This is a genomic window from Feifania hominis (assembly GCF_014384765.1).
Classification (GTDB): Bacteria; Bacillota; Clostridia; order Oscillospirales; family Feifaniaceae; genus Feifania; species Feifania hominis.
This window is the reverse complement of sequence record NZ_JACRSP010000002.1, coordinates 272,619-298,739: the sequence shown is the minus strand read 5'-3', so window position 1 is coordinate 298,739 and position 26,121 is coordinate 272,619. Positions and strand designations below refer to the sequence as shown.

Below are 26,121 nucleotides of genomic sequence, written 5' to 3'. Positions count from 1 at the left end.
AGGGGATTGGTTTATGGCGGAACACACGACACCTCGCCTCGAGATGCGGGGGTTGCTCTTTGTCTTCTGGGGATATCTGTTCATTTTGTTCGACGTGCGTGTAGGCGGTTTCGATCTTCTGCCCGACATCATTGGCTTTCTGCTCATCACGAACGGCCTGACTACGCTCAAGAAGTACACGCTGGCCTTTGCCGTGGCGCAGAAGTACGCCATTGTGATGGCGCTGCTGTCGGTGGCGGACATTCTCAGTATGAGCATGGACGCGGTGCTTGCGATTTTGCTGGCGCTGTTTCAGACCGGTTTTTGTATTGTGATTGCGCGCAACATCTGCCTTGGGATCTCACAGCTTGCGCAGAACGTGGGTATGGCGGAGCTCAAAACAAAGGCCGAGACACGCAGCGCAGTCTACACCGTCGTGACGGCGGCCTCGGGAGTGCTTCTCATAATGGGCGTTTTGCTGCCGACACTCGCGAGCGTTCTCACCATTCCAACGGCTCTATGTGGTGTCGCGGCATCGGCGCTGCTGATGGCGCTGTTCTGGCAGACTCAAAAACAGCTTGACGGGCTGGAATATTTTCCAATTGAAAAAACGGAGGGATCGTTATGAACAAGTATCTTGTGATCACGGCAAGCCCCAATCGGGAGGGCCTGACGGCCTCCTGCGGCGCCGCGGCGGCCGAGGGACTGCGCGAGGCGGGCTGCGAGGTTGAGATTGTCAATCTCTACGACTACAGGTTCTCGACCTGCTACGGCTGCGGCAGCGGCTGGGGTAAGTGTCGAAAGGAGAGCCGCTGCGTCGCGGACGACCCTTTCAACGAGCTGCAGGACAAGGTGCTCGCAGCGGACGGCACAGTTTTTGTCACGGCGGTTTACTGGTGGCAGCCAACTGAAATTGCGGCGGATTTTCTCAATAAGCTGCGCCGCTGTCAGGCGCTGCGTCCGGGCGGCAGCGGCCTGTCAGACAAAAAGTTCCTCTTTGTTGCGGCGGCGGGCGGCAGCGGCCACGGGACACTCTCGTGCCTGCACCTGTTTGAGGAGTTTGCAAAGCAGAACAAAATGGAGCCTTTCGACTATCTGCCGGTGATGAAGCGCAGCCGCGAATATATGCTGCCGGCCATCCGTGAGGCAGCCCGGCGCATGCCGGAGTGGTCCTATTCAAAATAATAGAAGAGAGAAAAGAGAGCGGATTTTCCGCTCTCTTTTTTTCACAAAAACTACACCTCGTTTCCCCGAAACATACGCAACAGCCGGGTATGATGGAGAAGAAGCAAAAGAAAAGAGGTGTTTGCCATGACACAGCCCGTGTATGTCTTTCGACGCATGGAGAAGAAATATCTTCTGAGTGCCGAGCAGTGTGCGCGCTTTCTGGAGGCGTGCAGTCCGCACATTCAACCGAATGCATACGGCCGGTACACGGTTTTAAACTGTTACTGTGACACACCCGATGACCTGCTGGTGCGTCGATCAATGGAACGGCCGGTTTTCAAGGAAAAGCTGCGTCTTCGCAGCTACGGTGCACCGGATGAATCGGACCGGGTCTTTCTGGAAATGAAGCGCAAGATCAGCGGCGTTGTCTACAAGCGCCGAACGGAACTGGAGCTCGGGCGGGCGCGCGAGATACTCGCGGGCCGACAGGATATCGCTGACGGGCAGATTGAGCGGGAAATCGGCTACTTTCTCTCGCTGTACCACCCTGTTGCAAAGTGTATTCTCAGCTATGAGCGCAGCGCCTTTGACGGGACGGACCAGCCGGGCCTTCGACTGACGGTGGACCAGGGTCTTCGTGCACGGTGGGAGAGGCTCGACCTCGCATTGGGATCTGAGGGAGAGCCGCTGTTTGGACCACACTGGCGGCTGCTTGAAATTAAGACACCGGATGCGCTGCCGCTCTGGCTGACGCGCCTTCTGTGTGAAATGCAGGTAAGGCCCGTCTCATTTTCCAAGTACGGCAACGCCTTTGCGGCGAGAGAAACAATGAAACGGGGGAAACAAACATGTTTGCAAGTGTCCTGACTACGGGCGGGCTGACTGTGGTCAGCGCTCTGCTCTGCACAGGCGCATCCATTCTGCTCGGACTGGTGGTGGCACTGATCTATCTCTACGGCAGGGCAGGGGGCTCGAGGGGGCTGGCAGTTACACTGGTGGTATTGCCTGCTCTGGTGCAGTGCGTCATCATGATGGCAAGCGGCAATCTCGGCACATCGGTCGCTGTCCTCGGTACGTTCAGCCTGGTGCGCTTTCGTTCCGCGCCCGGCGGCGCCCGGGAAATCGCCTGCGTCTTTTTTGCCATGGCCGTGGGTCTCGCGACCGGTATGGGGTACCTGGGCTTTGCCGCCGTGATGACCGCCGCAGTGGGAGCTGTGCTCGTGCTGCTGAACGCTGTGAGCTTTGCGCAGCCGCACAGCGACGAGAGAGAGCTGCGCGTGACCATTCCCGAGCAGCTCGACTATGAGGGCGTCTTTGACGATATTTTTGAGCAGTATATGACCCGGGCAGAGCTGGAACGGGTGAAGACCACCAATCTCGGCAGCATGTTTGAGCTGACCTACCACATTCGCCTGCGCCATGGTGCAAGCGTAAAACAGATGATGGATGAGATCCGCTGCAGAAACGGAAATTTGACCGTCTGCTGCGCGAAAATCCGCCCCTCGGGAGAGGAGCTATGATGGGAGAGAATATGAAACAGACAAAGAGACTGCTGGCTCTTGCTATCGCGCTCTGCCTGATGCTGACGGCCTGCTCGGGCGCGCCGGCAGACGGGGAGACGACGAACGCAGAGACGCAGGATACACCGGTACAGACGGGTGTTGTGCCGGAGGCGAGCTATGACAGCGACGATTTGAATGACAAATGGACCGAAGAGACATGTACGGTCATCACACTTGCAGACGGTGATAGCACCGTCAGCGGCCCCGGCGCAGCGGCGCAGGAGGGCGGTGTGCTCATCTCGGCAGGGGGCACCTATGTGCTGCGCGGCACGCTGAGTGACGGTTCGGTGGTGATTGACGCGCCCGACACGGCGCTTGTGCGCCTGGTACTCGACGGCGTGGCCATCCACTGTGAGACGAGCGCCGCTCTCTACAGCAAAAAGGCGGCCAAAACCGTCATCATCCTCGCCGAGGGGAGTGAAAACCGCCTCTCGGACGGCACTCAGTACGTCTATGAGACCGAGGGAGACGACGAGCCGAATGCAGCGCTCTTCGCAAAGGACGATTTGACCATCAACGGATTGGGAAGCCTCCATGTGGAGGGCAATTACAACAACGGCATTGTGAGTCGGGACGATCTGAGAGTTGTGTCAGGGAACGTAACGGTGACGGCGGCGGATGACGCGGTCATGGGCCGCGATCTTGTGGCCGTACGGGGTGGCGAACTCCATCTCGAGGCGGTGGACGACGCAATCAAATCAACCAACGATACCGATGCGTCAAAGGGTTCCATTGTAATCGACGACGGCAGTTTCACACTCACATGCGGTGGCGATGGAATTCAGGCAGAGCGATCCATTCTGATCACTGGCGGAGACTTTACCATCACAGCGGGCGGCGGCAGCGGCAATTCGGCCGGAGATGACGAGGCGAGCGCCAAGGGCATCAAGGCGACCGACACGCTCACCATCCGCGGCGGGAGCTTCGTCATTGACTCCTATGATGATGCGCTGCACAGCAACTCCTCCATCGCAGTGGAGGGGGGAACACTCTCTCTGAGTACCGGCGACGACGGCATACACGCAGACAGCGTTCTTACGGTCTCCGGCGGAGACATTGCCGTCACGCAGAGTTATGAGGGAATGGAGAGTGCGCAGATTTCCATCTCCGGCGGCAGCATTGCCATTGTGGCGTCAGACGACGGAATCAATGTCGCCGGAGGCAACGATGCAACGCCTGCCAGCGGAAGAAGAAGCGATCGCTTCCAGTCGGGTTCTTCTGCGGACCGGCTCACTGTCTCCGGTGGGACTGTGACTGTCAACGCCCAGGGCGACGGCCTCGATGCCAATGGGTCCATCTACATTACAGGGGGAACAGTTCTGGTAGATGGTCCGACAGAGGGTGGCGACGGGGCGATTGACTACGACGGTGTGTTTGAAATATCCGGTGGAACGCTGGTCGCGGTGGGCAGCGCGCAGATGGCTCAGAGTGTTTCAAGTGGCTCCACGCAGCCCGCAGTGCTCATAATTGCCGAGGAACAGCAGAGCGCCGGCACACCTGTACAGCTGACCGACGACGAGGGAAACGTACTGCTGTGCTATGTGCCGGTCAAGAGTTGGCAGTCGGCAGTGGTAAGCCTGCCGGCTCTGTCCTCCGGTGAAACCTGCCGCGCCTACGCCGGGGGAAGCGCGGGAGCTGTTGTGACAGGCGGTCTGTGCGATGGCGGCGATGTGGCGCAGGCAAAACTTGTCGGTGAAGCGGAGCTCACCGCTGCATCTGTGACCATCGGCAGCGCAGCCGGGGGCTTCGGCAGAGGGCCGGGGGCTGGCGGTGACCGGCAGCCGCCCGATGGGCAGACAACGCCCGGCGGAGAAAATCCGCCTGACGGTTCGACACAGCCGGGCGGCGAGCGTCCCGCCAGAGGGGATGCAGCAGGTGGACAGAGGCCGGGCCGTATGCCCGGAGACACAGAGGATCCGCCGCAGGCGCAGCCGTGACAGTTCACTACAGTCAATAGAAAAGCGGCCCGGTAAATCCGGGCCGCTTTCAATAGGCGAATGGATTGTTTTACTTCAGAAGAACGCCCTCGACGTTGCCGGAGATGCCGGCGGCGTTGGCTTCGTCCGTGTCAATGTGCATGGCGAGCGCATAGCTGTCGCTCACGCGCACGACCGTCTCATGGAAGCAGACGCCGCGCGGTCCCTTGAAGTCGACGCAGACAATGTCCTTATCTTTCACACCGAACGCCTCGGCATCAGCCGTGGTCATATGGATGTGGCGCTTGGCAATGATGACCCCCTCTTTGAGATCAATCTCACCTTTGGGACCGACGAGCTTGCAGGGGGCGGAGCCGGCGATGTCGCCGGACTCACGGACAGGCGGCGTCACACCGAGCGTACGTGCGTCGGTTGCGGACACCTCGATCTGGGTCGCCTTGCGGGTCGGCCCGAGAATGGACATGTTGAGAGCCCCCTTGGGGCCGACGACCTGAACTTTTTCGGCGCAGGCGAACTGGCCGGGCTGGGAGAGCTCTTTTTTCACGGTCAGGGTATAGCCCTCGCCGAAGAGAGTGGCAAGGTCTGCATCGGAGAGATGAAGATGGCGGGCGGACGTCTCGATCAAAACGGTTTTATCACTCATGGCTGTCAATCTCCTATGTTTAAATTGGTGTGTTTTCAACTGATCTTATTGTAACTTTTGTAGAAAGAGATTGCAAGTCGTTTTTTGGCCGTTTACATTTTACAAACTGTAATATATAATAGAAAACAGTCGATTCGAATACGGCTGTGGCCGAGAGTGAGTGGGAGGCGAAACATTTGAATAACGATTTTCCGCGGTTGATTTCGCTGCTGAGAAAAGAGCGGGGAATCAGTCAGAAGGACGCGGCAAAGAGCCTTGGCATTTCGCAGGCGCTGCTCTCGCACTATGAAAAGGGTATCCGGGAGTGTGGACTTGATTTTCTCGTCAAGATATCCTCTTTTTACAATGTCTCAACCGACTACCTGCTCGGCCGTACCGCAGAGCGCCGTCCTGGGGAGGAACCGCAGAGCGGACAGCCCGATGAGACGCCCAAAGAGAATGTGTTTCGCGGCAGCATCTTTCCGTCCCTTGGCAAGGCGCTGACTGTCAGCGCCGCAAGCGTGCTGTTTGATCTGACCCGTGACGCGCGCTACAAGGAGCTGTCGGCCGAGTTTCAAAAGTATCTTGCCCTTGTCATCTACCGTCTCTTCCGCTATTACTACCAGTCGAACAGCCAAAATCAGCCGGCCTTTTTCGGGGTGGATGATCTGGCCTTTGAGCAGGCGGCGTCGGCCGCGCAGACTCTGTGCGAGCTGCAGCTCAAAAAGACGGCGGCCGCCATTGCAGCGCAGCGCGACGACACACGGGAGCCCTTTACCTATGACCAGCTCAAACAGAGCTTTCCAAAGGATGCGCCGGCGCTGCTCAACATGATCAAAAATGCCGAAAATGACATCAAAAGCAAATTGCCAAAGTAAACAGAGCCGCTCTGCCGCGCGCAGAGCGGCTTTTTGCTGGGGTACAGAGACCATGAGGCACAACATGCCCGCTGGAAAATCTTAAATTTTCATGAATTTTGTTCTATTCGATACTGTTCGCCTGCTCCATCTGATATAATAGCCGCGGCTATTCTATGAAACTCGGGCCGTTTTCTCGGCCCTTGCGGGGCCAAGTCCCGGCGGGACGGCTGAAAACATAGCCGCATGGTATCATAGACGCAATTTGCTCATGATATATTTTAAAGCAGGGACGTCACGGCCTATTTCGGCGTTTGCAGGGCGACGAAACGTGTCCGAGACGAAAAAAGACCTATGAAACAATTGTGATATGAAATGCGTCTAAATCCAAGAGCATACTAAACTGTAGGGAAAACAGGAAACTTTAAGGAGGCTGTATCCATGCCTGATGAGAAAAATCTGACAGAGCAGAAGAACACACAATCTAATGTTGCAACGGCTGAGGCGCCGCCTGCGGCGCCTGCCGAGCCGGTCTTTGAGAAGAAAAAAGACAAAAAGCGCGCCAAGAGAATCAAAAAAATCATCGGGTGGACCATTCTCGCCGCCATTCTCGTGGCGGTGGGGCTTCTGGTGTACAACCTCTTCTTCAAGCCGAAACCCGTGACAATCAACACGGGCATTGCCATGACGGGTTCCATTGACAACAGCGTCTACGGCTATTCACCGGTCAACGCAAAAGAGCGCGCTGAAGTCGTGTCAGCCGCCAAGGGCGAGGTGCTCGAGCTCTACGTGGAAAACGGCCAGAAAGTTGAAAAGGGAGACCCGCTGTTTCTGGTGGATTCCTCCGAGTATGAGCAGACTCTTGCAAACGCCGAGAACGCGCTCAAAAATGCGCAGGAGGCCTATAACAACGCAGTCAAGAAGATTGAGAATCTCACAGTGACGGCCCCCATTTCAGGCAAGATCCGTGACGTCAAGGTAAAAAAGGGTGACAACGCCTCTGAGGGCACCACTGTCGCCACCATCTTTGACGACAGCAAAATGAAGCTCAAGCTCTACTTCTCCTATGCCTACATTGATAGCATCAAAGTGGGGCAGAGCGCCGTTGTCTCCATTCCGCAGACCATGTCCAAAATCAACGGCGAGGTCACGGGCATTGAGAAGATCAAGAAGATCACCGCAGAGGGCACCGTGCTCTTTGAGGTTGAAATTACCGTGAAAAACGCAGGCGCCCTCTCGGCCGGGATGAAAGCGACGGCGACGGTCGCCTCTTCGACCGGCGATGTGATGCCCGCCGAGACCGGCGAACTCGCTTACAACGATGAGATGAACGTCAACCTCAAATCCTATGGCGAGGTTGTCGACGTTGTCATGAAAGACTACTACAGCTTCAACCAGGGCGATGTGCTCATGGTGATGGAGAACACCTCGCTCAACACCGCCGTCGACTCTGCGCGCAAGGATCTCGAAAACGCGCAGAAAGAGTATGACCGTGTTCTCGAGGAGTATGAGAGCTACTCGCCGACAGCACCTATTTCCGGAACCATCACATCGCTGAATCTGGCTGTGGGCGACAAGCTCGAGGGCGCGACTTCCACATCCCTGATCTCCATTGCCAATCTTGACACCATGGTCATCAACGCCCAAATCGATGAGAAAGATGTGGGCAAACTCTCGGTCGGTATGATGGTTCAGATCACCTCCAACGACGGAGAGAACCAGATGAGCTACACAGGTCAGCTGACTCAGCTCGCCCTCGAGGGCAAGGCTGAAAACGGGATGAGCTACTTCCCGGCGACCATTGAGATTTACGATGCGCAGAATCTCATGCCGAATATGTACGTCGACTACAACATCGTCGCGACCTCGGCGGAGAATGTGCTCACTGTGCCGTCGAGCGCCATCCAGTATATGGATGTGGGCGGAACGCCCATGAATGTCGCTTTCGTCAAGAAAGGCGGCCGGGATATTACACCGCTCGAGGGTGTTGATCCTGCCGTTGTGCCGGAGGACTTCGTGGCCGTAGCAGTTGAAGTCGGCATCTCCAACGACCAGAGTGTCGAGATCAAGAGCGGCCTGCAGGAGGGCGACGAGGTTGCGCTCATGGGTGCGGCTGACCCGAGCTGGATGCAGGGCGGCGGCGGAATGATGGGCGGCGGCGTCGTCATGGTCGGTTAGACCGGGGGGCGATGACGTGGCTGAATTGATACGTGTCAACAATGTCTACAAGGTCTATCACCCGGGTGAGGAGAACGAGGTGCGCGCGCTCGACGGCGTGAGCATCCGGATCGACTACGGTGAGTTCGTGGCGATACTCGGCAGCTCCGGCTCGGGAAAATCCACGCTGATGAACATGCTTGGCTGTCTCGACACGCCGACGCTCGGCGAGTACTATCTCGCGGGTGAAAATGTCAGTGAGCTCAGCGACAACAAGCTCTCCGAAATTCGCAACAAGCAGATTGGCTTTATCTTTCAGGGCTACAACCTGATCAAAGATCTGACGGCCCTTGAGAACGTGGAGCTGCCGCTGACCTACCGCGGCATGCACAAGGAGGAGCGCCGCAGACTCTCCACCGAGGCGCTCGAGCGTGTGGAGCTCAGCCGGCGTATGAAGCATCTGCCGAGCCAGATGTCGGGCGGCCAGCAGCAGCGTGTGGCCATTGCCCGCGCGGTTGCGGCCCGGCCGCCGATCATCATGGCCGACGAGCCGACGGGCAACCTCGACTCAAAGTCGGGCGCCCAGGTCATGAAAATTCTCAAGGAGCTCAACGCCGAGGGTACCACCGTCATTCTGATCACGCATGACAACGAGATCGCAAAACAGGCCAAGCGCGTGATCCGCATCCACGACGGCAAGGTCGTAGACGACTACATGGTAGAGGAGGCGGTATCATGAATTTGGGCAAGACACTCGCCATGGCGATCAAGTCGATCAACAACAACAAGGTCCGATCCTTTCTGACCATGCTTGGTATCGTCATTGGCGTCAGCTCGGTCATCATCATGGTATCGCTGGCGCAGGGTCTGCAAAACCAGGTCAAAAAGCAGTTTGAGTCCATGGGAACCAACCGCATTATGGTCAACTACTGGTCCAACCGCGATCTGACAGACGGCCTGTACGATTTCTGTCTGTCGATGGACGATCTCGTCGAGGGCGTCACGCCGAACAGCTCAAACTGGTTTGACGTCAAGTACCAGAAGAAGACCTGGCAGACCAATGTCTATTTTGGCAGCGACAAATACGATGTCTGCAACAACTACGAGCTCGAGGCGGGCTCCATGATTACCAACAAACAGGTTCAGAACCGCTCCCGCGTGGCCGTCATCGGCTCGGCCGTCAAAAAGGAGCTGTTCAACTACATAGACCCCATCGGCAAGACCATCCGCATCAAGGGGCAGAAATACACAGTCATCGGTGTGTTCAAGGAAAAAGCGGGCGGTGCAAAGTACGAGGCCGACGATATGGTGCTCGTCCCCTACACCAACAACCGTGCGCTGCTGGGCTCCACCCAGATCAACAACTTCACCGTTCGCGCCAAGAGCTCGAAGAGCACCAACGAGGCCATTGAAAAGCTCAGAGGCTACCTGTCGACCAAGTTCTCGAATGAGTGGGACTACAACGTCTACAGCTTCAACGAAGCGATCGAGCAGAGCAACCAGGTCACCCAGATCATCAGCCTTGTGCTCGGCGGCATCGCGGGCATCTCGCTGATTGTCGGCGGCATCGGCATCATGAACATCATGCTCGTCTCGGTCACCGAGCGCACGCGCGAGATCGGTATCCGCAAGGCCATTGGCGCCAAGCGGCGCGACATCATCATGCAGTTTCTCATCGAGTCCGGCACAGTGAGCGTGCTCGGCGGCGCAATCGGCATTGCATTCGGCGGCCTTGTCACGCTGATACTGGGCAAACTCTTCTTTGACATGGTGATTTTGCCCAATGTCTTTATCACCATCGGAGCCGTTCTCTTCTCCATGCTCATCGGCGTGTTCTTCGGCTTCTATCCGGCGAACCGGGCGTCGAAGCTCAACCCGATAGATGCGCTGCGGCAGGAGTAAAACGCCACAGGGTAAAAAATACAGCCGCGTCAGGCGGCGGAATGGGTGCTGTACAATGAAAAAAATCTGTTCTCTGCTACTCACACTGGTGCTTGTGTTCTCGTTTGCGAGCAGCGCGATGGCGTTTTCCGACATTCAGGACGCCAATGTGTCGCTTGCGGCGGAGACGCTTGTCGGCCTCGGCGTTCTCGACGGCTTCGGCGACGGGACGTTCCGCCCGGGCGATCAGCTCACAAGGGCCCAGTTTACCAAGATGATCGTCTCGGCGCTTGACGTCAAGGCGATGCTGAGCCTCTACAAGGATTTCACCATCTTCCCGGATGTGCCCCACACCCACTGGGCAGCGAGCTACATCAACTACGCCGTCAAGATGGAAAAGCCGCTCATCGGCGGCTATGCCGACGGCACGTTCAAGCCGGACCAGTCCATCACCAATGAGGAGGCTGTCACCATCGCGCTTCGCGTGCTCGGCTACACGGTGGAGGACATCGGCGCAAACTGGCCGGCAAGTTACATTGAGAAAGCCGCGGCCATTGGCCTGACCGACGGTGTCAACGTCCGGCTTGATACGCCCATGCTGCGCGGCGACGCCGCAGTGCTCATCGCCAATATGCTGGTAACGCCCGTGCGCGCGGAGGGCGGCCGCGAGGGCTCGCTCTTTGTCACGACGCTCGGCAAGACCACGCAGGACAATGTGATGGTACTTGCGACCGGCGCTACCGATTCGTCCCTGTCGGAGTATGAGATCAAGACCGACTCCGAGGCCGGCACCTACACCTCGAAGTTCATTCTGCCGGCGGCGCTCGTCGGCACAAAGGGCATCCTCATTGTAGATGGCAGCGGCCAGGTCAACGGCTTTGTCCCCTACAAGTACAACACAACGGTCGTCAACGTCTCGGAGACAACCGGCGATTACATCAAGGGCAGCGACGGCAAGACCTACCGTGTTTCGGCAAATACGCCGGTTGTCATCAAGGGCCAGAAGAAGGCGTTTAATCTCTGCTGGTTTGACATCACCCCCGGTATGGTGGTGAGCATCTTCACAAACGACTCGGGCGCGATTGAGTATTTGAGCACGGTCAGCGCTGTCGCGGGAGTGGGCCCCTATGTGGTTACGAGCGACGGCAGCTCCTCCTACAACCCGCTCGCGGGTCTGTTCCCGTCGACTTCGGGGGCGAAAATCATCAAAAATGGCGTGGAAGTCGGCTATGATAAGATCAAAAAGTACGATGTTGCAACCTACTCCGCCGCGACCAATACCATCAACGTCAGCGACAACAAACTCTCGGGCCGCTATGAAGACGCCTACCCGTCGTTCACGCTGCCCTCTGAGGTGACGGTGCTCGGCACAAAATTTGTGGTCTCTGCCAACGGCGCGGCCGATTTCAAAAATTTCAAGCTGATGGATGCGATCACTCTGCTCTTCGCGCCGGACGGCACGGTTGCGGGTGCGGTGCGCCAGAGCGAGCTGCAGGCTGAGCAATACGGCATCGTCAAGAGTCTGTCCGACGCGGGTATGGCGGTTGTGACACTGCAAAACGGCATTGAGATCAGCGGCAAGTCGAATCTGTTCACCGACGAGTATGTCGGCCAGCTGGTGCGTGTGTACACGGGCTCTGGCAACAGCATTTCTCTCAGACCTGTCACCAGCGGTTCGGTCACGGGCTCGCTGGATGTCAAGAACCGCACGGTGGGCAAGACAGCGCTGTCGCCCTCGTGTAAGATCTACGAGAAGATGTCCTCCTACGCGCCGCTGATGCAGATCAGCCTGTCCGACATCAAGATTGACACGGTGCCGTCGAGTATGGTCGAGCTCGCGCTGACCGACTCGACAGGGACCATTACAACACTGGTACTGCGCGATGTGACTGGCAGCGGCTATATCTACGGCCTGACCAAAGCCAGTGAGGACAGTGTCTCCATCCGCTATGTCAACGATGAGGGGCAGGAGGTCACGGAGAATTACTCCTACAATCTGCCCACTACCTCCGGCCTGTCAAGCTACGGAGGCATCACCGTCAAGTCGGGCCGTGTGCTCGCGGTGAGCCCGGTGCGCTATGAGGGCACGGTTGCCCTCAAGGATTTTGACACCGACCAGTTTGTCAAGATTGACGGCAAGTTTATTCCGATTGCACAGGATGTCATCGTCTATGCACCGTCGGCGGATAAGATCATTGCGCTTGACAAGGCAAAATCCATGTACACCAGTTTTAAGATTTTCATCAACAACACGGTGGAGACGGGCGGAATGGTCCGCATCATCGAAGTCAGCTGATAAGAGATTTTACTTGGACAGGGGGCTTCCCGAAGCCCCCTGCCTTTGCGCTTTCATCACGGCGGGCCGAAGCCGGAATTCGGCGCCGCGAAAATGCGGCGGGGGAGAGAGATGGACTGGCTGGAATTGAACATTCTGACCACACACGCAGCGGTCGACTATGTCTGCGCGCGGCTGATCGCGCTGGGACTCACAGGGTTTCAGATTGAGGACGGCGCGGATTTTGAGGAGTTTTTAGAGCAGAATAAGCAGTACTGGGACTATGTCGATGAGGAGCTTCAAAACCGGCAGAAAAATCTCTGCCAGGTCACGTTTTATGTGCCGAACAACGCCGGCGGCGTCGAGACCATGTTCGCCGTCAAGCACGGTCTTTCGGATCTGCGCGACAGCATGCCGGAGATCGACTTTGGCTCGCTTGAACTCAAGACTGCCAACATCAACGAGGAGGACTGGTCCAACAGCTGGAAGCAGTACTTCAACCCCATTCCGGTGGGGGAGAAGCTGCTCATCCGTCCCGAGTGGGAGGAGATCGGCGATGCGGGCGGCCGCACGGTGCTTGTGATCAACCCCGGTATGATTTTCGGTACGGGTTCCCATCACAGCACGCAGCTGTGCATGACAGCGCTCGAGCGCCACATCAGAGGCGGCGAGCATGTGCTCGATCTCGGCTGCGGCAGCGGGATTCTCTCCATTGCCGCGCTGCTGCTCGGCGCGGGCCAGACCCGCGGCATCGACATCGACGAGAATGCAGTACCGGTCGCCTACCGAAACGCGCAGTGCAACGGCATCGGCGAAGAGCGCTGCTACTTCACTTCCGGCAATGTGACCGATCTTGAGACACTGTCAAAGCTCTCGGGTGGTGAAAAATTTGACGTCATCGTGGCGAATATTGTGGCGGACGTCATCATTGCGGCGGCCCCGCTCGCGCTGAATTTTCTCAAAGAGGGGGGCGTTTTTATCACATCGGGCATCATTGACGAGAGAAAAGACGATGTCCTGGACGCTCTCGGCGCACTCGGCTACTGCATCACAGAGACGACCGAGCAGGGCGGCTGGTGCGAGATTACGGCGACGCGGCCGCACACAGAGCCCTAGGAGCATTCTTTTCTATGGACAAGTTTTCCACATTGGGATATAATTACGCATGGCGACTATTCTATTTCATTCCGGGCCGTTTTTCTTGCCCCCTGCGGGGCGGCCGAAAAACAGCCGTATATTGCCGCTGCGCGTCATGAGAGGATCATTTCACTGTGGCGACGGATGGGTGTGGTGACATGAGGCGCTTTTTCTGCGCTGCACAGGATGTGTCCACAAACCGAATAATCCTGCGCGGGCAGGACGCCGAGCACATCACAAGAGTGCTGCGTCTGGCGCCCGGTGACGAGGTCGTCGTGTGCGATGGAGAGCAGACCGACTACATCTGCCGCATTGCGGCCACCGCGCGCACCCAGGTTGAGTTGGATATCCTGCGCCGGGAACAGAACGGCAGCGAGCCTACCATTGAGGTGGCGCTCTACCAGTGTCTGCCCAAGGGCGACAAGATGGACGGCATCGTCAAGCGCTGCGTGGAGCTCGGGGTACACACCATTGTCCCCGTCATCTCAAAGCGGTGCGTTTCGCGCCCGCAGGCAGCGGCACTTGAAAAAAAGATCGTCCGCTACGGTCAGATCGCCTATGAGGCGGCCAAGCAGTCGGGCAGGGGCATCGTACCGAGAGTGTGCGCTGCGCTGGAGCTCGAAGCGGCGCTGGCTCAGATAGCCTCGGGCGGGGGCTGCCCCGTATTTCTCTATGAGGCCGAGCGGGAGCGCACCCTTCGCAGCGCCCCCGCGGCGCAGGCCTATCAGATTGTCGTCGGGCCAGAAGGGGGCTTTGACACAGCCGAGGCTACTCTGGCACGCAGTCTCGGCATGGAGCCCTACACGCTCGGGCCGCGGATTCTGCGCACCGAGACGGCGGGCGCCTGTGCGCTTGCAGCGCTGATGACATTGACAAATAACTTATAGTGGGAGGAGAAATCCTTGTCTTCTAAGCAGAATAAACAGACCAAAAAAGAGCTTCGGGTGAGCAATAAGATTGTCGCCTACTCCGCCATCACTTTTGCCGTACTGATTGCGCTGATGTTTCTGTGGCGCGGGCATATGACACTCTATGGGTACCGTGCGGTCAAGGTGATGATTCCTGTACTCGCTGTCCTGGCGGTGCTCGTGGGCGTATGGGCCGTTGTGTACTACGTCCGTTCAAAGAAAAAGGGAAAAGACCTTTCCGCTTTTCCGCTTACGCTGCCCGAGATCATCGGCGTTGTGGCGGCGTTTCTCATTGCTCTCTGGGCCATCTCTGAGTATCATCTCGATGCGGTCAAGGCCTGCTACATCATCATCCCCGTGGCCTATGTGCTCTTTTTGATCTATTTTATCTATGAGTTTGACTTCTTTGTGCTGGCGGGCTCGATGATCATGAGCTTTCTCGCCATTTACGGCATGTATCGTCTTCTGACCTATCCGCCGTTTCAGGGGTCGCTGACCGGTCTGGTGATTGCCATTGAGGCTGTGTTTGCCGTGGCGCTCGCGCTCGCGGTGTACCTCAAGGTCAAAGGGGGCAAGCTTACCATCGGCACAAAGAGCATTGCCGTTTTCTCAGAGAAAACGCGCTATGCCCCGCTGTTTTTGTTCTTTGTACTGGCGATGGTTCTCTTCCCGCTGATTCTGGTCTACGGCGCAAGCTTCGCCTACTACGCTCTGTTTGCGGTGGGCGGCTGTGCGCTTGTCGCGGCGATTTACTACACTGTCCGTCTGATGTACCGATAAAAAAGAAGAGCGCAAGCTCTTCTTTTTTTTCGCTTGACAAAAAAGCCGAATAGGGATTAAAATATAACAGTGTTATAAATGTTGGGAGGTATCCTGTGGCGGGGCGAGAGCAGACGACACGGCAGAGCATACTGGATGCCGGGCGCAGAGAATTTCTCAAGCGGGGGTTTCGCGAGGCGTCGCTTCGTACCATTGTAAAACAGGCCGGTGTCACCACCGGAGCTTTCTATGGCTACTACAGCAGCAAGGAGGCCCTGTTTGATGCCCTGGTAGGCGAGCAGGCAGAGACTTTTCTCGCGCGGTTCAACAGTGCGCAAAATGAGTTTGCCGAGTTACCGCCCGAGCAGCAGCCCGGTAACATGGGGGAAATCTCGGGCGAATGTATGATGTGGATGGTGGACTATCTGTATGAGCACTACGACGCGTTTAAACTGCTGCTGTGCTGCGCGCAGGGTACAGAGTATGAGAACTTTGTTCACACGCTTGTAGAAATTGAAACCGAGGCGACCAATCGCTTTTTGCGAGTGCTCGGGCAGCTGGGGCACAAGACACAGCCGATTGACGGCCAGCTTGAACATATTTTAGTCAGTGGATTCTTCTCCGGCTTTTTCGAGATAGTCGTGCATGATATGCCGCGGGAAAAGGCAATTGGATACACCCGTGCGCTGCGTGAGTTTTACACCGCCGGCTGGCGGAGCATCATGGGGCTGTGAGCCCCCTTTCTTTAACCTTATAGTTAGTTAAAACTAACTAAAATACAAAACCAAGAGGAGGAACTGCTGTGAAAAAGCAATCGAACCTGTCGAGGCTGATGGGATATGCCGGTGGCTACCGGTATTTCACCTATGCGTCGTGGGTGCTCGCGGCGCTCAGCGCCCTGGTGGCGTTGGTGCCATTCTGGTATATTTGGAAGATTGTCCGTGAAGTGCTCGCCACGGCACCGGATTTCAGCGCGGCACGACACCTGGCGCACAACGGCTGGATGGCTGTTGCATCGGCCGTATTGAGCGTGTTGATCTATATAGCCGGACTCATGTGTTCGCACATTTCGGCGTTTCGAGTAGCTGCCAACATTCGCAGAGCGGCCATGCACCATATTGTCAAGCTGCCTCTCGGGTTTGCCGAGAGCTTTGGCAGCGGAAAGCTGCGCAAGATTGTCAACGAGTCGAGCGCGGCGACAGAGACCTATCTGGCACACCAGCTTCCCGACAAATCGGCGGCCATTGCGACTCCGGTCGGCCTGCTGGCACTGCTTTTGATCTTTGATTGGCGGTTGGGACTTTTGAGCCTTGTGCCGGTAGTGCTCGGGTTCGCCATTATGATGAGTATGACCGGTGCCAAGATGCGCCAGAAGATGCAGGAGTACCAAAACGCACTGGACGACATGTCAAATGAAGCGGTGGAGTATGTGCGCGGCATCCCTGTGGTCAAGACGTTCGGCCAGACGGTGTTTTCCTTTAGAAAGTTCAAGGACTCCATTGACCGGTACGGAACATGGGTAATTGCCTACACCAGACAGCTGCGCGGCCCCATGCTCTGCTATACGGCAGCAATCAACAGTGTCTTTGCCTTTCTGATTGCGGCCGGCCTGCTGTTCACGCGCGGCGGAGTGAGCGGTAACTTTCTGCTCAATCTGATTTTTTATATCATCATAACGCCGGTCATATCGGTAACGCTGACGAAAATCATGTTTCAGAGCGAAAATGCCATGATTGTGGACGACGCGCTTCAGCGAATTGACAGTGTATTGGAGCTCAGCCCCCTCTCTCGGCCGGCCGCGCCGGAGCATCCGATGGATGCCTCGGTGGAACTCGAGTGTGTCAGCTACAGCTATGGCGGCGGAAAAAATGCGATTGAACAGGTTTCGCTGCGTATTGAGGCCGGTCAGACGGTTGCGTTTGTCGGCCCGTCGGGCGGAGGAAAGACAACGCTCGCAAATCTGGTATCACGCTTTTTCGACCCGCAGAGCGGCCGGGTGCTGATTGGTGGCGTGGATGTGAGAAACATTGAGAAAAGAGAGCTGATGGACACGGTCTCCTTTGTGTTTCAAAACAGCCGGCTGATAAAGGCATCGGTTCTGGATAACGTGCGCCTGGGGCGGCCGGATGCCACGCGTGAGCAGGTGATCAACGCACTGCGGGCGGCGCAGTGTATGGATATTGTGGAAAAGTTGCCGCACGGCATTGATACGGTGATCGGCTCCAGAGGGATCTATCTTTCAGGTGGGGAACAGCAGCGCATCGCAATCGCGAGAGTGTTGCTAAAAGATGCGCCCATTGTCATTCTCGATGAGGCGACGGCTTTTGCCGACCCCGACAACGAGGCCCGTGTGCAGGCAGCGTTCAATGAACTCACAAGGGGCAAAACCGTGATAATGATTGCACATCGCCTGTCAACTGTCGTGAGCGCGGATCGAATTTTTGTTCTGCAGGACGGGCGGATTTTGCAAAGCGGCACCTGTGATGAACTCATACGCAGCGGCGGTCTGTTCAGTCAAATGTGGAGCGATTACCAAACTTCTGTCCGCTGGAAAGTTGCAAAGGAGGTTTCAGAATGATTGCAAAGCTGCAAAAGAAATTCGCTCTTTCCAGGCAGGGAGCAGTCGATCTTGTCAGAGGCTGCATTGCCTGCGTGTTTCAAAATCTGTCCTTTCTGTTTCCTGCGGGGCTTCTATATCGACTTGTCATCGAGCTGATGAACGGCGGAGTCGGAAGCGGCGCCACGGCGTTCTATCTCGTCGGATGCGCCGCCTGCATCGGCATGATACTGCTCACCACCTGGTTTCAATACAATGCGACCTATTTTGCCACCTACACCGAAAGCGGTGTGCGTCGGATTTCTCTTGCGGAAAAACTGCGCAAGATCCCCCTGTCTTTCTTCGGAAAAAAGGATCTTGCAGATTTGACGAGCACCATCATGGCGGACTGCACATTTTTGGAACAGGCTTTCTCTCACTTCATTCCGGAGCTGATTGGCGCCATGATTTCGACGACGCTGGTCGCAGTGGGACTGTTCGGTTACGACTGGCGTATGGCGCTTGCCGCACTTTGGGTGATGCCGGTCGCCTTTGCCATTGTCGGTCTGTCATCCCGAGTGCAGCAGAGGCTCAGTGCCCGCCAGATGGACGCAAAAATGGCCTGTGCCGATGGAATTCAGGAGTGTATTGAAACCGTACGCGACCTCAAAGCCAACAATGCCGAAGATGGCTATCTCGAGGGCCTCGATGGGAAGATCAAGGCAGTGGAGCATCGCGCTATTCTCTCGGAACTTGGCACTGCGGTCTTCGTGGTTTCGGCGACTCTGATACTCAAGCTGGGCATTGCAACTGTGGCACTGGTTGGATCCATTCTGCTGGTGGACGGCTCACTCGATGTGCCGACGTTCTTTCTCTTTCTGCTGGTGGTCTCACGGCTCTATGATCCGCTGCAGGGAGCGCTGCAGAATCTTGCTGCCGTGATTGCGACGCGAACAAACATCGCCCGCATGAACGAGATTCTCGACCACCCGGTTCAGACCGGAGACACTCACCTCACAAACAGGGGCTGTGATGTGGTGTTTGACCACGTAAAATTTGCCTACAACACAGGAGAGACGGTGCTCAGGGACGTCTCTTTTACGGCAAGGCAGGGGGAAGTGACGGCTTTGGTCGGTCCCTCCGGTGGCGGAAAGACCACGGTATCCCGTCTCGCAGCACGCTTTTGGGATGTGGACCAGGGGAACATTACGGTTGGCGGAATGGACATCTCAAAAATTGATCCCGAGACGCTTCTGTCGCTCTACGCCATTGTATTTCAGGATGTGACCCTGTTTGACAACACCATTTTGGAAAACATTCGCATCGGCAGGAGGGATGCCACAGATGAGCAGGTGCTCGCCGCGGCGCGTCTTGCCAACTGCGATGAGTTTGCAGACAGGCTGCCAGATGGCTATCAGAGTCAAATCGGCGAAAATGGCTGTGCGCTCTCAGGCGGTGAGCGCCAGCGAATTTCCATTGCGAGAGCCTTTCTGAAAGATGCCCCCATCATATTGCTCGACGAGGCGACCGCCTCGCTTGATGTGGAGAATGAGACGCTGATACAGACGGCACTTTCAAGGTTGATTCGCAACAAGACCGTACTGGTGATTGCTCATCGTATGCGCACCGTTGCGGGGGCGGATAAAATTGTCGTGCTGGCGAATGGCATGGTCGCCGAGCAGGGCGCGCCGGAGCAGTTGCTGCAGGACGATGGGCTCTATCGGCGCATGGTGGAGCTGCAGAACAGAAGTCAGCGTTGGACCATTCCGGGCGGACTCTGCGGCAGAGAAGCGCATTAAAGGGATAAGAATAGAACAGGCACAGCGCCTCTGCGCTGTGCCTGTTTTGACTTTATTTACTCTTCTCGAGAGCCCAGATGTGGCGATCCCGCCGGAAGATCAGACAGGTGAGCTCGCCCGTGACGGCGAGCACCGCGAAGAGCATGGCGGCGCCCGATCCCTTGGAGTCGCCGAAGAGCAGCTGCAGGACACTGCCGGGCGTCTGCGCTGCCAGAAGCGGCTCAAAGACCCGGTCGACCAGAATTCCGCCGAGCAGATACCCGAGCGGTATGGTGAAAAACTGCAGCGTGTTGCGCGCGGCGAAGACGCGCCCCTGGAGATCGAGCGGGATATAGGAGCGCAGCAGGGCGTTCATGTTGGCGTTCATCACCGGGATCAGAAGCCAGCCGAGCACACCGGCCAGACACCAGATCCAAAGCTCCCGCCCGAACGCAAGCAGAATGTTCTCGATACCCATGGAGAACAGCAGCGTGTTGCAGATGACCCGCACGCGGCTCTTCGGCGGGGGCATGAGCGACACCGCCACGCTGCCCGCGACGGTCGCAAGCCCCGTGCAGGTGTTGACGAGCCCCAGGGCCATCTCGCCGCCGCCCTTTCTCGAGAGGAGCATGGCCGGAAGCGCCGCGTTGAAAACCGAAGCGGTCAGGTTGATAGCCGCCAGAAAGAGGATCAAATCGAGCACGCCGCGGTGTCGCCTGAGATAGATGAGTCCCTCAAGCCCCTCGCGGAGCACACTCTTCGGCGCGCCGGCGGGCGGTGCCGCCGGGATGCGGATCAGAAGAACAAGCGCCAAAAATGCGACGCAGAAGCTCGAGAGATCCAGAATGATGATGGTTTCCATCCCGCCGAAAGCGAGCACTGCCGAGGCAAAAATGGGGGTCAGAATGGTCACCAGGGAATTTGAGAACGACTGCATGCCCCCGACGCGCTGGTACTGCTCGCGCGGGGCGAGCAGACTCACCGCCACATCGCCGGCGGGCTGCTGAAAGGCGTTCATAAAGCCGTTTGCAGCGTTGAGCACGTAGAGGTGCCACACGGCAAGAGACCCCGCGCGGTACAGGACGAACACGGAGAGTGTGCTCAGCGCAGCGAGCGTGTCGCAGACGAGGAGCGTGCGGCATTTGTCCCAGCGGTCGCTCAGCGCCCCGGCAAAAAAGCCGATGAGCACATAGGGCGCGTAGGTGCACACCGAGAGCAGGGCGGTCGTGAGCGCGGAACCCTGCTGCCGGTAGGACCAGATGACCAGCGCAAAACCGGTCATGGAGCTGCCGAGGGTGGAGAGGGCCTGTGTGGCCCAGAGGATGACAAATGCGGGAAATCCGCTGCGCGGTTTGAGCGCGCGGATGGTTTTACTGTGGTTCATAGTGGCTCTGCCTCTCTTTTTATCAGATTGACCGAGATGCAGAGTGTTCGGACGCAGCCCCGTCAGGGCGTGCGCTCCATACAGCCGGCGTCCGTCAGACTCTGCATGGAGCAAAAGCTATGCAAAGACGCATGGTGCCACCGCCTTTCTGTGGAATGGCATCATTGTACCAAGTTCCGCCGGAAGATGCAAGAAAGCCTTGACAGGGGGAAGAGGTTTCTGCTATATTAGTTAAGCTATTATAATTATAATTTTATAACGATAGGAGGGGTATGAATGGATCTCAGACAGCGTATGGACCGCTACTATCTCGATATGGTGATCAGTGAGCTGCGCCTTGCCAACCGCTTTCACAACATACAGCACATCACCTACAACAGTCTGCTCTATCTCGACATCATCGCCTACCGGGAGAACTGTACGGTGAGCTATCTGGCAGAGGCTCTGCACGTGGCGAAGTCGGCTGTCACCCTGAAAGTAAAGGAGCTTGAAAAGCTCGGCCTTGTCACAAAGACACAGAGCTGCGAAGACAGACGGGTCTTTTATCTGCATGTCAACCGTGAGCTTCTCGCCGAGTACAAGCTCTACGACCGCGTGCTCTACCGGGCGCTTGACGAAATTGAGCAGAAGTACACAAAAGACGAGATCGCGGTGCTCTGTGACATGCTCGATACCATCAACCACCACTTTATGAAAGAAAGCAATGAGGAAACGGACTTATGCACTCCTTTGAGAGAACCATCACCCCCGGCTTCATCTTAAAATTTACGCTGCCCACCATCGTTATGATGGTCTTCAACTCGTTTTACACCATGGTGGACGGCGCATTCGTCTCAAACTTTGTCGGCACAGGCGCCCTATCGGCCATCAACATCGTCTACCCGGCGGTAAATCTGATTTTTGCCATCGGCATCATGCTCGCAACGGGGGGCAGCGCCATTGTGGCAAAGCAGATGGGCGAGGGTGACACACAGCGCGCTAAGCGCAGCTTCACTCTGATTGTGAGCTTCGCGGCGGGGCTCGGCGCAGTGCTGGCGGTGCTCGGGTTGCTCTTTGCCGAGCCGATGGTCATTGCGCTCGGCGCAAACGGCGCCATTCTCGACTACTGCCGGGACTATGCGTTCTACCTGTGCCTCTTTGTACCCTTTGCCATGCTGCAGCTGCTGTTTCAGTTTTTCTTCGCCACGGCGGGACGGCCGAATCTGGGGCTGATTGCGACAGTGGCGGGCGGTGTTGCAAACCTGGTGCTCGACTATGTCTTCATCGTACCGCTGGGCATGGGAATCAAGGGCGCGGCAATTGCGACGGGGATCGGGTTTATCATCCCGGCGGCAATCGGGCTTGTCTATTTCTCGGGCCGGCGCGGGCGGCTGCTGCACTTCGCAAAGCCTGTCTGGGAGCCACGCACTCTCGCGGGCGCCTGCGCGAACGGCTCGTCGGAGATGGTGTCAAATCTCTCGGTCGCGGTGACGACCTTTCTGTTCAACCTCATCATGATGAAACTGCTCGGGGAGGACGGCGTCGCCGCCATGACCATTGTATTTTACGCGCAGTTTCTCTTCACGGCCATCTTTTTGGGGTACACGTCGGGCGTTGCGCCGCTGATCAGCTTCAACTACGGCGCGGACAACAAAAAGCGCCTGGCGAAGCTGGTGCGCACAAGCGGCTGCTTCATCGGCGTCGGCTCGGTGCTGGCGTATGGGCTCTCGGTCTGGCTCGCCAGGTACGTCGTGGGCGTTTTCGCGGCGGCTGACAGCGCAGTCTTTGAGCTCGCGCTTCATGGGATGGACCTTTTTGCAGTCGGCTTTCTGTTCATGGGCAGCAACATCTTCGCCTCAGGACTGTTTACGGCCCTGTCAAACGGCAGGGTCTCGGCGATCCTCTCCTTTTTGAGAACCTTTGTGTTCATTGTCGCGGCCATCTGGCTTCTGCCGGAGCTCTGGGGCGTGGAGGGCGTTTGGCTGTCCATTCCGATGGCCGAGTTTGCGGCGCTCGTGGTCTCGGCAATTTATGTGCTGCGGCTGCGGGGACGCTACGGCTACTGAAACAACAAAAGCACAGGACAGCTGTCCTGTGCTTTTTGATTTGCTGTATTGCGGTCACATCTCCCGGCGGCCCTCAATGGCCCGCAGCAGCGTGACCTCGTCGGCATACTCCAGGTCCCCGCCCACCGGGATGCCGTAGGCGAGGCGCGACACCTTGACGCCGAGCGGCTTGCACAGCCGCGAGATATACATAGCCGTGGCCTCCCCCTCGATGGTGGGGTTTGTGGCCATGATGAGCTCCTGTACGCTGCCGTCGCCGAGACGGCTTATCAGCTCGCGGATTTTCAGCTCGTCCGGGCCGATTCCGTCCATGGGGGAGATCACGCCGTGGAGCACATGGTAGAGCCCGTGGTACTCCTTGGTCTTCTCGATGGAGACCACATCGCGCGGCTCCTCGACAACACAGATGACGCTGCGGTCGCGCGCGTCGTTTGCGCAGATGGAGCAGAGCTCGGTGTCGGTGATGTTCTGGCACACAGCGCAGTAGTGGATGCCGTCTTTGACCTCCACGATGGCCGCGGCGAAGTCGAGCGCCGACTGGCGCGGCAGCCCGATGACATGAAAGGCGAGCCGCTGCGCGGTCTTGTGGCCCACGCCGGGGAGCTTCTCAAATTGTTCGATCAGTTTTGCAACCGGGGGCACATAATACTGCATGGTCTATCGGCTCCTTTGTCCGTCAGAAGAGTCCGGGGATGTTCATGCCGCCGGTGATTTTGCCCATTTCTTCCGATACGGTGGCGTCGATCTGCGTGGTCGCCTCGTTGACCGCCGCCACGATGAGATCCTGCAGTGTCTCGATGTCGTCGGGGTCGACAATATCGGGGGAGAGCTCAATGGATTTGAGCGCTTTCTTGCCGTTCATGACGACGGTGATCATCCCGCCGCCGGCCGTGATGGTAAAGTCGCGGTTGTCGAGCTCCTCCTGCAGGGCGGCCATGTCCTCCTGCATCTTCTGAACCTGTTTCATCAAGTTGGCCTGGCCGCCGCCATAGCCCTGTGGCAGTCTCGCTTTCATTTGTTTTCCTCCGTCACTTTGTAAATTGTATGGTTCCGTTCTCGCGGCCGCGCCGGATGAGCGCGGCGAGATTTTCGTTTTCACTCTCGGCGGGAGGGGCGTTCTGCTCCTCAAAGAGTATCTTCAGCGCCAGCGGCGCGCCGGCGTACTGCGCGACGCTGCGGGTGATTTCGCCCTTTGCGCTGTCTTTCGAGAGAAGCGTGTAGACAAATTTGTCGCGCACGGTGAGCGTGAGCGTCCGCCCGTCCGAGGCAACGGCTGCGTTTTGCAGCATGCCCGAGATGGACTTGCTCAGCGATTTCATCACATCGGTCCAGAAGAAGAGCTCGCCGCCCGCCGCCGCGGCCGGTGTCGGCGTGGGCTCGGCTGCAGCAGGGGCGTCCGCCGGCGCCGCGGGCCTGTCCGCAAGGGGAAAGGGCGGCTCGTCGTCGGCGGGAGCGGTCTGCGCCGGAACGGCCGGGGACGGTGCAGGAACAGCCTGTGCCATCTGGGGAAGCTGTACCGCCGGGGGTACGGCGCCCGATGCGAGAGCTTTCTCCAGGGCGCAGACACGCGCGAGCAGCGTCTCGTTGTCGCTTGTGACGCGGCTGTCGCACAGGCGCAGCAGACACAGCTCAAGCTCGAGCTTCTTGTTGGCGCTGCGCGTGAGCGAGTCATAGGTGCGCTGAAGCTCACGCAGATTGCGAATCAGCATGGGGAGTGTGAATTCACCCGTAAGTCCGCGCAGAGCCTCGAGCTCATCGGGCGGGCAGGCGAGCAGCGCGTCGGGCTTTTCCACGGTCTTCAGGAGCATCATATCGCGAAAATAGCTGATGATTTCCTCACAGACGACGCCCATGTCCTTGCCGTCGGCGTGTACCGCCGAGAGACCACTCACCGCCGCGGGGTAGTCCTGCCGCGCAACGGCAGCGACGAGCTCGCCGAGATAGCGCCGCCCGCCGACGCCCGACAGTGCGGCGACGTGGGCGTAGGTCACGGTGTCGGCCGTGACGGCGCACTGGTCGAGAATGGAGAGAGCGTCGCGCATGGAGCCGTCGGCGAGCCGCGCCACGAGCGCGAGCGCGTCCGCGTCGGCTGTGATTCCCTCGCGGGCGCAGACGTCGGCGAGGCGGGCGGCAATGACGTCGTTTGTGATGCGCTTGAAGTCAAAGCGCTGACAGCGCGAGAGAATCGTCGCCGGAATCTTGTGAAACTCCGTGGTGGCGAGGATGAAAATCACGTGTGCCGGCGGCTCTTCCAAAGTTTTGAGCAGCGCGTTGAACGCGCCGGTCGAGAGCATGTGAACCTCGTCGATGATGTAGACGCGGTAGCGTGTCGCCGAGGGGGAGTAGACGACCTCGTCGCGGATGTCGCGCACGTTGTCGACGCCGTTGTTGGAGGCGGCGTCGATCTCGGTCACATCGAGGATGGCGCCGCTGTCGATGCCGCGGCAGATGTCGCACTCGTTGCAGGGGTTGCCGTCGTGGGCGTGTGGGCAGTTGACGGCCTTGGCGAGAATTTTCGCGCAGGTGGTCTTGCCCGTACCCCGCGTGCCGCAGAAGAGATAGGCGTGGGAGAGCCGGTTTGAGATCAGCTCGTTTTTGAGCACCGTGACGATCGGCGTCTGGCCCACGACGTCGTCAAACGTCGCCGGGCGGTATTTTCGGTAGAGCGCCTGGTACATGACAACACCCTTTCCATCGTGTGACAAAAGAAAACGGGAACACATAGGACCACACACCGCCTGTCGAACAGCGGCCATACACGTTACTTGAGTGCGAAGCTCAAGACAGGCGCTCTCGCGGCACACCGGAGGATTTGCTTAATGCTGCTCGGTTCCCCGCCTGACATGGTTCACAAGTTCCGATTGCGCAAGACCTGTCTCTCAACGCCGCGCGGCTCAAGGCTGACTGTACGGCAGATGCCCTCGAGGCGGAATTCATCCCTGCTATAGCGGATTGCAGGTTCAGGACACCGCTAACTTCCCGACTAGTGTGGTCGTATCTGTCACCGTTTTCTCCGATACCCCATGGGATATCTCATAATATTTTATCCGTTTTTTTTCGTTTCGTCAACAGCCGGTACGATTTTCTGTATTGCTTGCGCATTTGCCCATACGAGTGTAAAATGAAACAGACAAAGG

General features: G+C 57.6%; 23 protein-coding genes and 1 other RNA gene. 18 read left to right on the top strand and 6 right to left on the bottom strand.

Going from position 1 to position 26,121, the window contains the following annotated elements; all coding sequences use genetic code 11:
• Positions 1 to 13: 13 nt before the first annotated feature.
• From H8695_RS04905 to H8695_RS04885, 5 genes are all read left to right on the top strand, one after another.
• Entirely contained in the window at positions 14 to 607 is a 594-nt protein-coding gene (locus tag H8695_RS04905; protein WP_249299785.1) for a hypothetical protein, read from the top strand.
• On the top strand, positions 604 to 1,164 hold the full coding sequence (locus H8695_RS04900) for a flavodoxin family protein (RefSeq protein WP_249299784.1): 561 nt from the start codon (positions 604 to 606) through the stop codon (positions 1,162 to 1,164). The genes H8695_RS04905 and H8695_RS04900 overlap by 4 nt, the downstream gene beginning before the upstream one ends.
• 126 nt (positions 1,165 to 1,290) lie before the next feature.
• Complete coding sequence (locus H8695_RS04895; protein WP_249299783.1) at positions 1,291 to 2,013, top strand: polyphosphate polymerase domain-containing protein; 723 nt, start codon at positions 1,291 to 1,293, stop codon at positions 2,011 to 2,013.
• The gene (locus H8695_RS04890; RefSeq protein ID WP_249299782.1) at positions 1,995 to 2,666 is read left to right on the top strand and encodes a DUF4956 domain-containing protein; all 672 of its coding nucleotides are present in this window, start codon (positions 1,995 to 1,997) and stop codon (positions 2,664 to 2,666) included. The genes H8695_RS04895 and H8695_RS04890 overlap by 19 nt, the downstream gene beginning before the upstream one ends.
• A gap of 11 nt (positions 2,667 to 2,677) precedes the next feature.
• Positions 2,678 to 4,645, top strand: a complete 1,968-nt coding sequence (locus tag H8695_RS04885; RefSeq protein WP_249299781.1) for a carbohydrate-binding domain-containing protein — start codon at positions 2,678 to 2,680, stop codon at positions 4,643 to 4,645.
• Positions 4,646 to 4,715: 70 nt separating this feature from the next.
• On the opposite strand, the gene pduL is transcribed toward H8695_RS04885, so the two are convergent.
• Positions 4,716 to 5,288, bottom strand: coding sequence for a phosphate propanoyltransferase (gene pduL / locus H8695_RS04880; protein WP_249299780.1), 573 nt, complete (start codon positions 5,286 to 5,288; stop codon positions 4,716 to 4,718).
• Positions 5,289 to 5,464: 176 nt separating this feature from the next.
• On the opposite strand from pduL, the gene H8695_RS04875 reads away from it, so the two are divergent.
• From H8695_RS04875 to H8695_RS04825, 11 genes are all read left to right on the top strand, one after another.
• Positions 5,465 to 6,145: a helix-turn-helix domain-containing protein gene (locus H8695_RS04875; RefSeq protein ID WP_249299779.1), complete on the top strand. Its 681-nt coding sequence runs from the start codon at positions 5,465 to 5,467 to the stop codon at positions 6,143 to 6,145.
• Positions 6,146 to 6,565: 420 nt separating this feature from the next.
• Positions 6,566 to 8,302, top strand: a complete 1,737-nt coding sequence (locus H8695_RS04870) for an efflux RND transporter periplasmic adaptor subunit (RefSeq protein ID WP_249299778.1) — start codon at positions 6,566 to 6,568, stop codon at positions 8,300 to 8,302.
• 16 nt (positions 8,303 to 8,318) lie between these two features.
• Positions 8,319 to 9,020 carry an ATP-binding cassette domain-containing protein gene (locus H8695_RS04865; RefSeq protein ID WP_249299777.1) on the top strand — a complete coding sequence of 234 codons (702 nt, stop codon included), beginning with the start codon at positions 8,319 to 8,321 and terminating at the stop codon, positions 9,018 to 9,020.
• Positions 9,017 to 10,183: an ABC transporter permease gene (locus tag H8695_RS04860; RefSeq protein WP_249299776.1), complete on the top strand. Its 1,167-nt coding sequence runs from the start codon at positions 9,017 to 9,019 to the stop codon at positions 10,181 to 10,183. The genes H8695_RS04865 and H8695_RS04860 overlap by 4 nt, the downstream gene beginning before the upstream one ends.
• 55 nt (positions 10,184 to 10,238) lie before the next feature.
• A complete protein-coding gene (locus H8695_RS04855; protein WP_249299775.1) occupies positions 10,239 to 12,458 on the top strand; it encodes an S-layer homology domain-containing protein in 2,220 nt (739 codons plus the stop codon).
• Between the two features lie 111 nt (positions 12,459 to 12,569).
• Entirely contained in the window at positions 12,570 to 13,553 is a 984-nt protein-coding gene (gene prmA, locus H8695_RS04850) for a 50S ribosomal protein L11 methyltransferase (protein ID WP_249299774.1), read from the top strand.
• Positions 13,554 to 13,732: 179 nt separating this feature from the next.
• Positions 13,733 to 14,461: a 16S rRNA (uracil(1498)-N(3))-methyltransferase gene (locus H8695_RS04845; RefSeq protein ID WP_249299773.1), complete on the top strand. Its 729-nt coding sequence runs from the start codon at positions 13,733 to 13,735 to the stop codon at positions 14,459 to 14,461.
• Between the two features lie 15 nt (positions 14,462 to 14,476).
• Positions 14,477 to 15,262 (top strand): hypothetical protein, encoded by a 786-nt coding sequence (locus tag H8695_RS04840; RefSeq protein WP_249299772.1) that lies wholly within the window; start codon positions 14,477 to 14,479, stop codon positions 15,260 to 15,262.
• A 95-nt stretch (positions 15,263 to 15,357) separates the two neighbouring features.
• Positions 15,358 to 15,975 carry a TetR family transcriptional regulator gene (locus H8695_RS04835; RefSeq protein WP_249299771.1) on the top strand — a complete coding sequence of 206 codons (618 nt, stop codon included), beginning with the start codon at positions 15,358 to 15,360 and terminating at the stop codon, positions 15,973 to 15,975.
• A gap of 68 nt (positions 15,976 to 16,043) precedes the next feature.
• A complete protein-coding gene (locus tag H8695_RS04830; RefSeq protein ID WP_249299770.1) occupies positions 16,044 to 17,819 on the top strand; it encodes an ATP-binding cassette domain-containing protein in 1,776 nt (591 codons plus the stop codon).
• A complete protein-coding gene (locus H8695_RS04825; RefSeq protein WP_249299769.1) occupies positions 17,816 to 19,576 on the top strand; it encodes an ABC transporter ATP-binding protein in 1,761 nt (586 codons plus the stop codon). Before H8695_RS04830 ends, H8695_RS04825 begins: the two co-directional genes overlap by 4 nt.
• Before the next feature lie 52 nt (positions 19,577 to 19,628).
• Here H8695_RS04825 and H8695_RS04820 read toward each other — a convergent pair whose 3' ends face one another.
• Entirely contained in the window at positions 19,629 to 20,939 is a 1,311-nt protein-coding gene (locus tag H8695_RS04820; RefSeq protein WP_249299768.1) for an MFS transporter, read from the bottom strand.
• Positions 20,940 to 21,215: 276 nt separating this feature from the next.
• On the opposite strand from H8695_RS04820, the gene H8695_RS04815 reads away from it, so the two are divergent.
• Both H8695_RS04815 and H8695_RS04810 read left to right on the top strand, forming a co-directional pair.
• Positions 21,216 to 21,701, top strand: a complete 486-nt coding sequence (locus tag H8695_RS04815; RefSeq protein WP_249299767.1) for a MarR family winged helix-turn-helix transcriptional regulator — start codon at positions 21,216 to 21,218, stop codon at positions 21,699 to 21,701.
• Entirely contained in the window at positions 21,659 to 22,984 is a 1,326-nt protein-coding gene (locus tag H8695_RS04810) for an MATE family efflux transporter (RefSeq protein WP_249299766.1), read from the top strand. The genes H8695_RS04815 and H8695_RS04810 overlap by 43 nt, the downstream gene beginning before the upstream one ends.
• Positions 22,985 to 23,038: 54 nt before the next feature.
• On the opposite strand, the gene recR is transcribed toward H8695_RS04810, so the two are convergent.
• From recR to ffs, 4 genes are all read right to left on the bottom strand, one after another.
• Positions 23,039 to 23,638 (bottom strand): recombination mediator RecR, encoded by a 600-nt coding sequence (recR, locus tag H8695_RS04805; protein WP_249299765.1) that lies wholly within the window; start codon positions 23,636 to 23,638, stop codon positions 23,039 to 23,041.
• Positions 23,639 to 23,660: 22 nt separating this feature from the next.
• Entirely contained in the window at positions 23,661 to 23,999 is a 339-nt protein-coding gene (locus tag H8695_RS04800) for a YbaB/EbfC family nucleoid-associated protein (RefSeq protein WP_249299764.1), read from the bottom strand.
• A gap of 13 nt (positions 24,000 to 24,012) precedes the next feature.
• Entirely contained in the window at positions 24,013 to 25,689 is a 1,677-nt protein-coding gene (dnaX, locus tag H8695_RS04795; protein WP_249299763.1) for a DNA polymerase III subunit gamma/tau, read from the bottom strand.
• Between the two features lie 22 nt (positions 25,690 to 25,711).
• An RNA gene (gene ffs, locus H8695_RS04790) (signal recognition particle sRNA large type) lies at positions 25,712 to 25,976 on the bottom strand.
• Between the last annotated feature and the right edge of the window lie 145 nt (positions 25,977 to 26,121).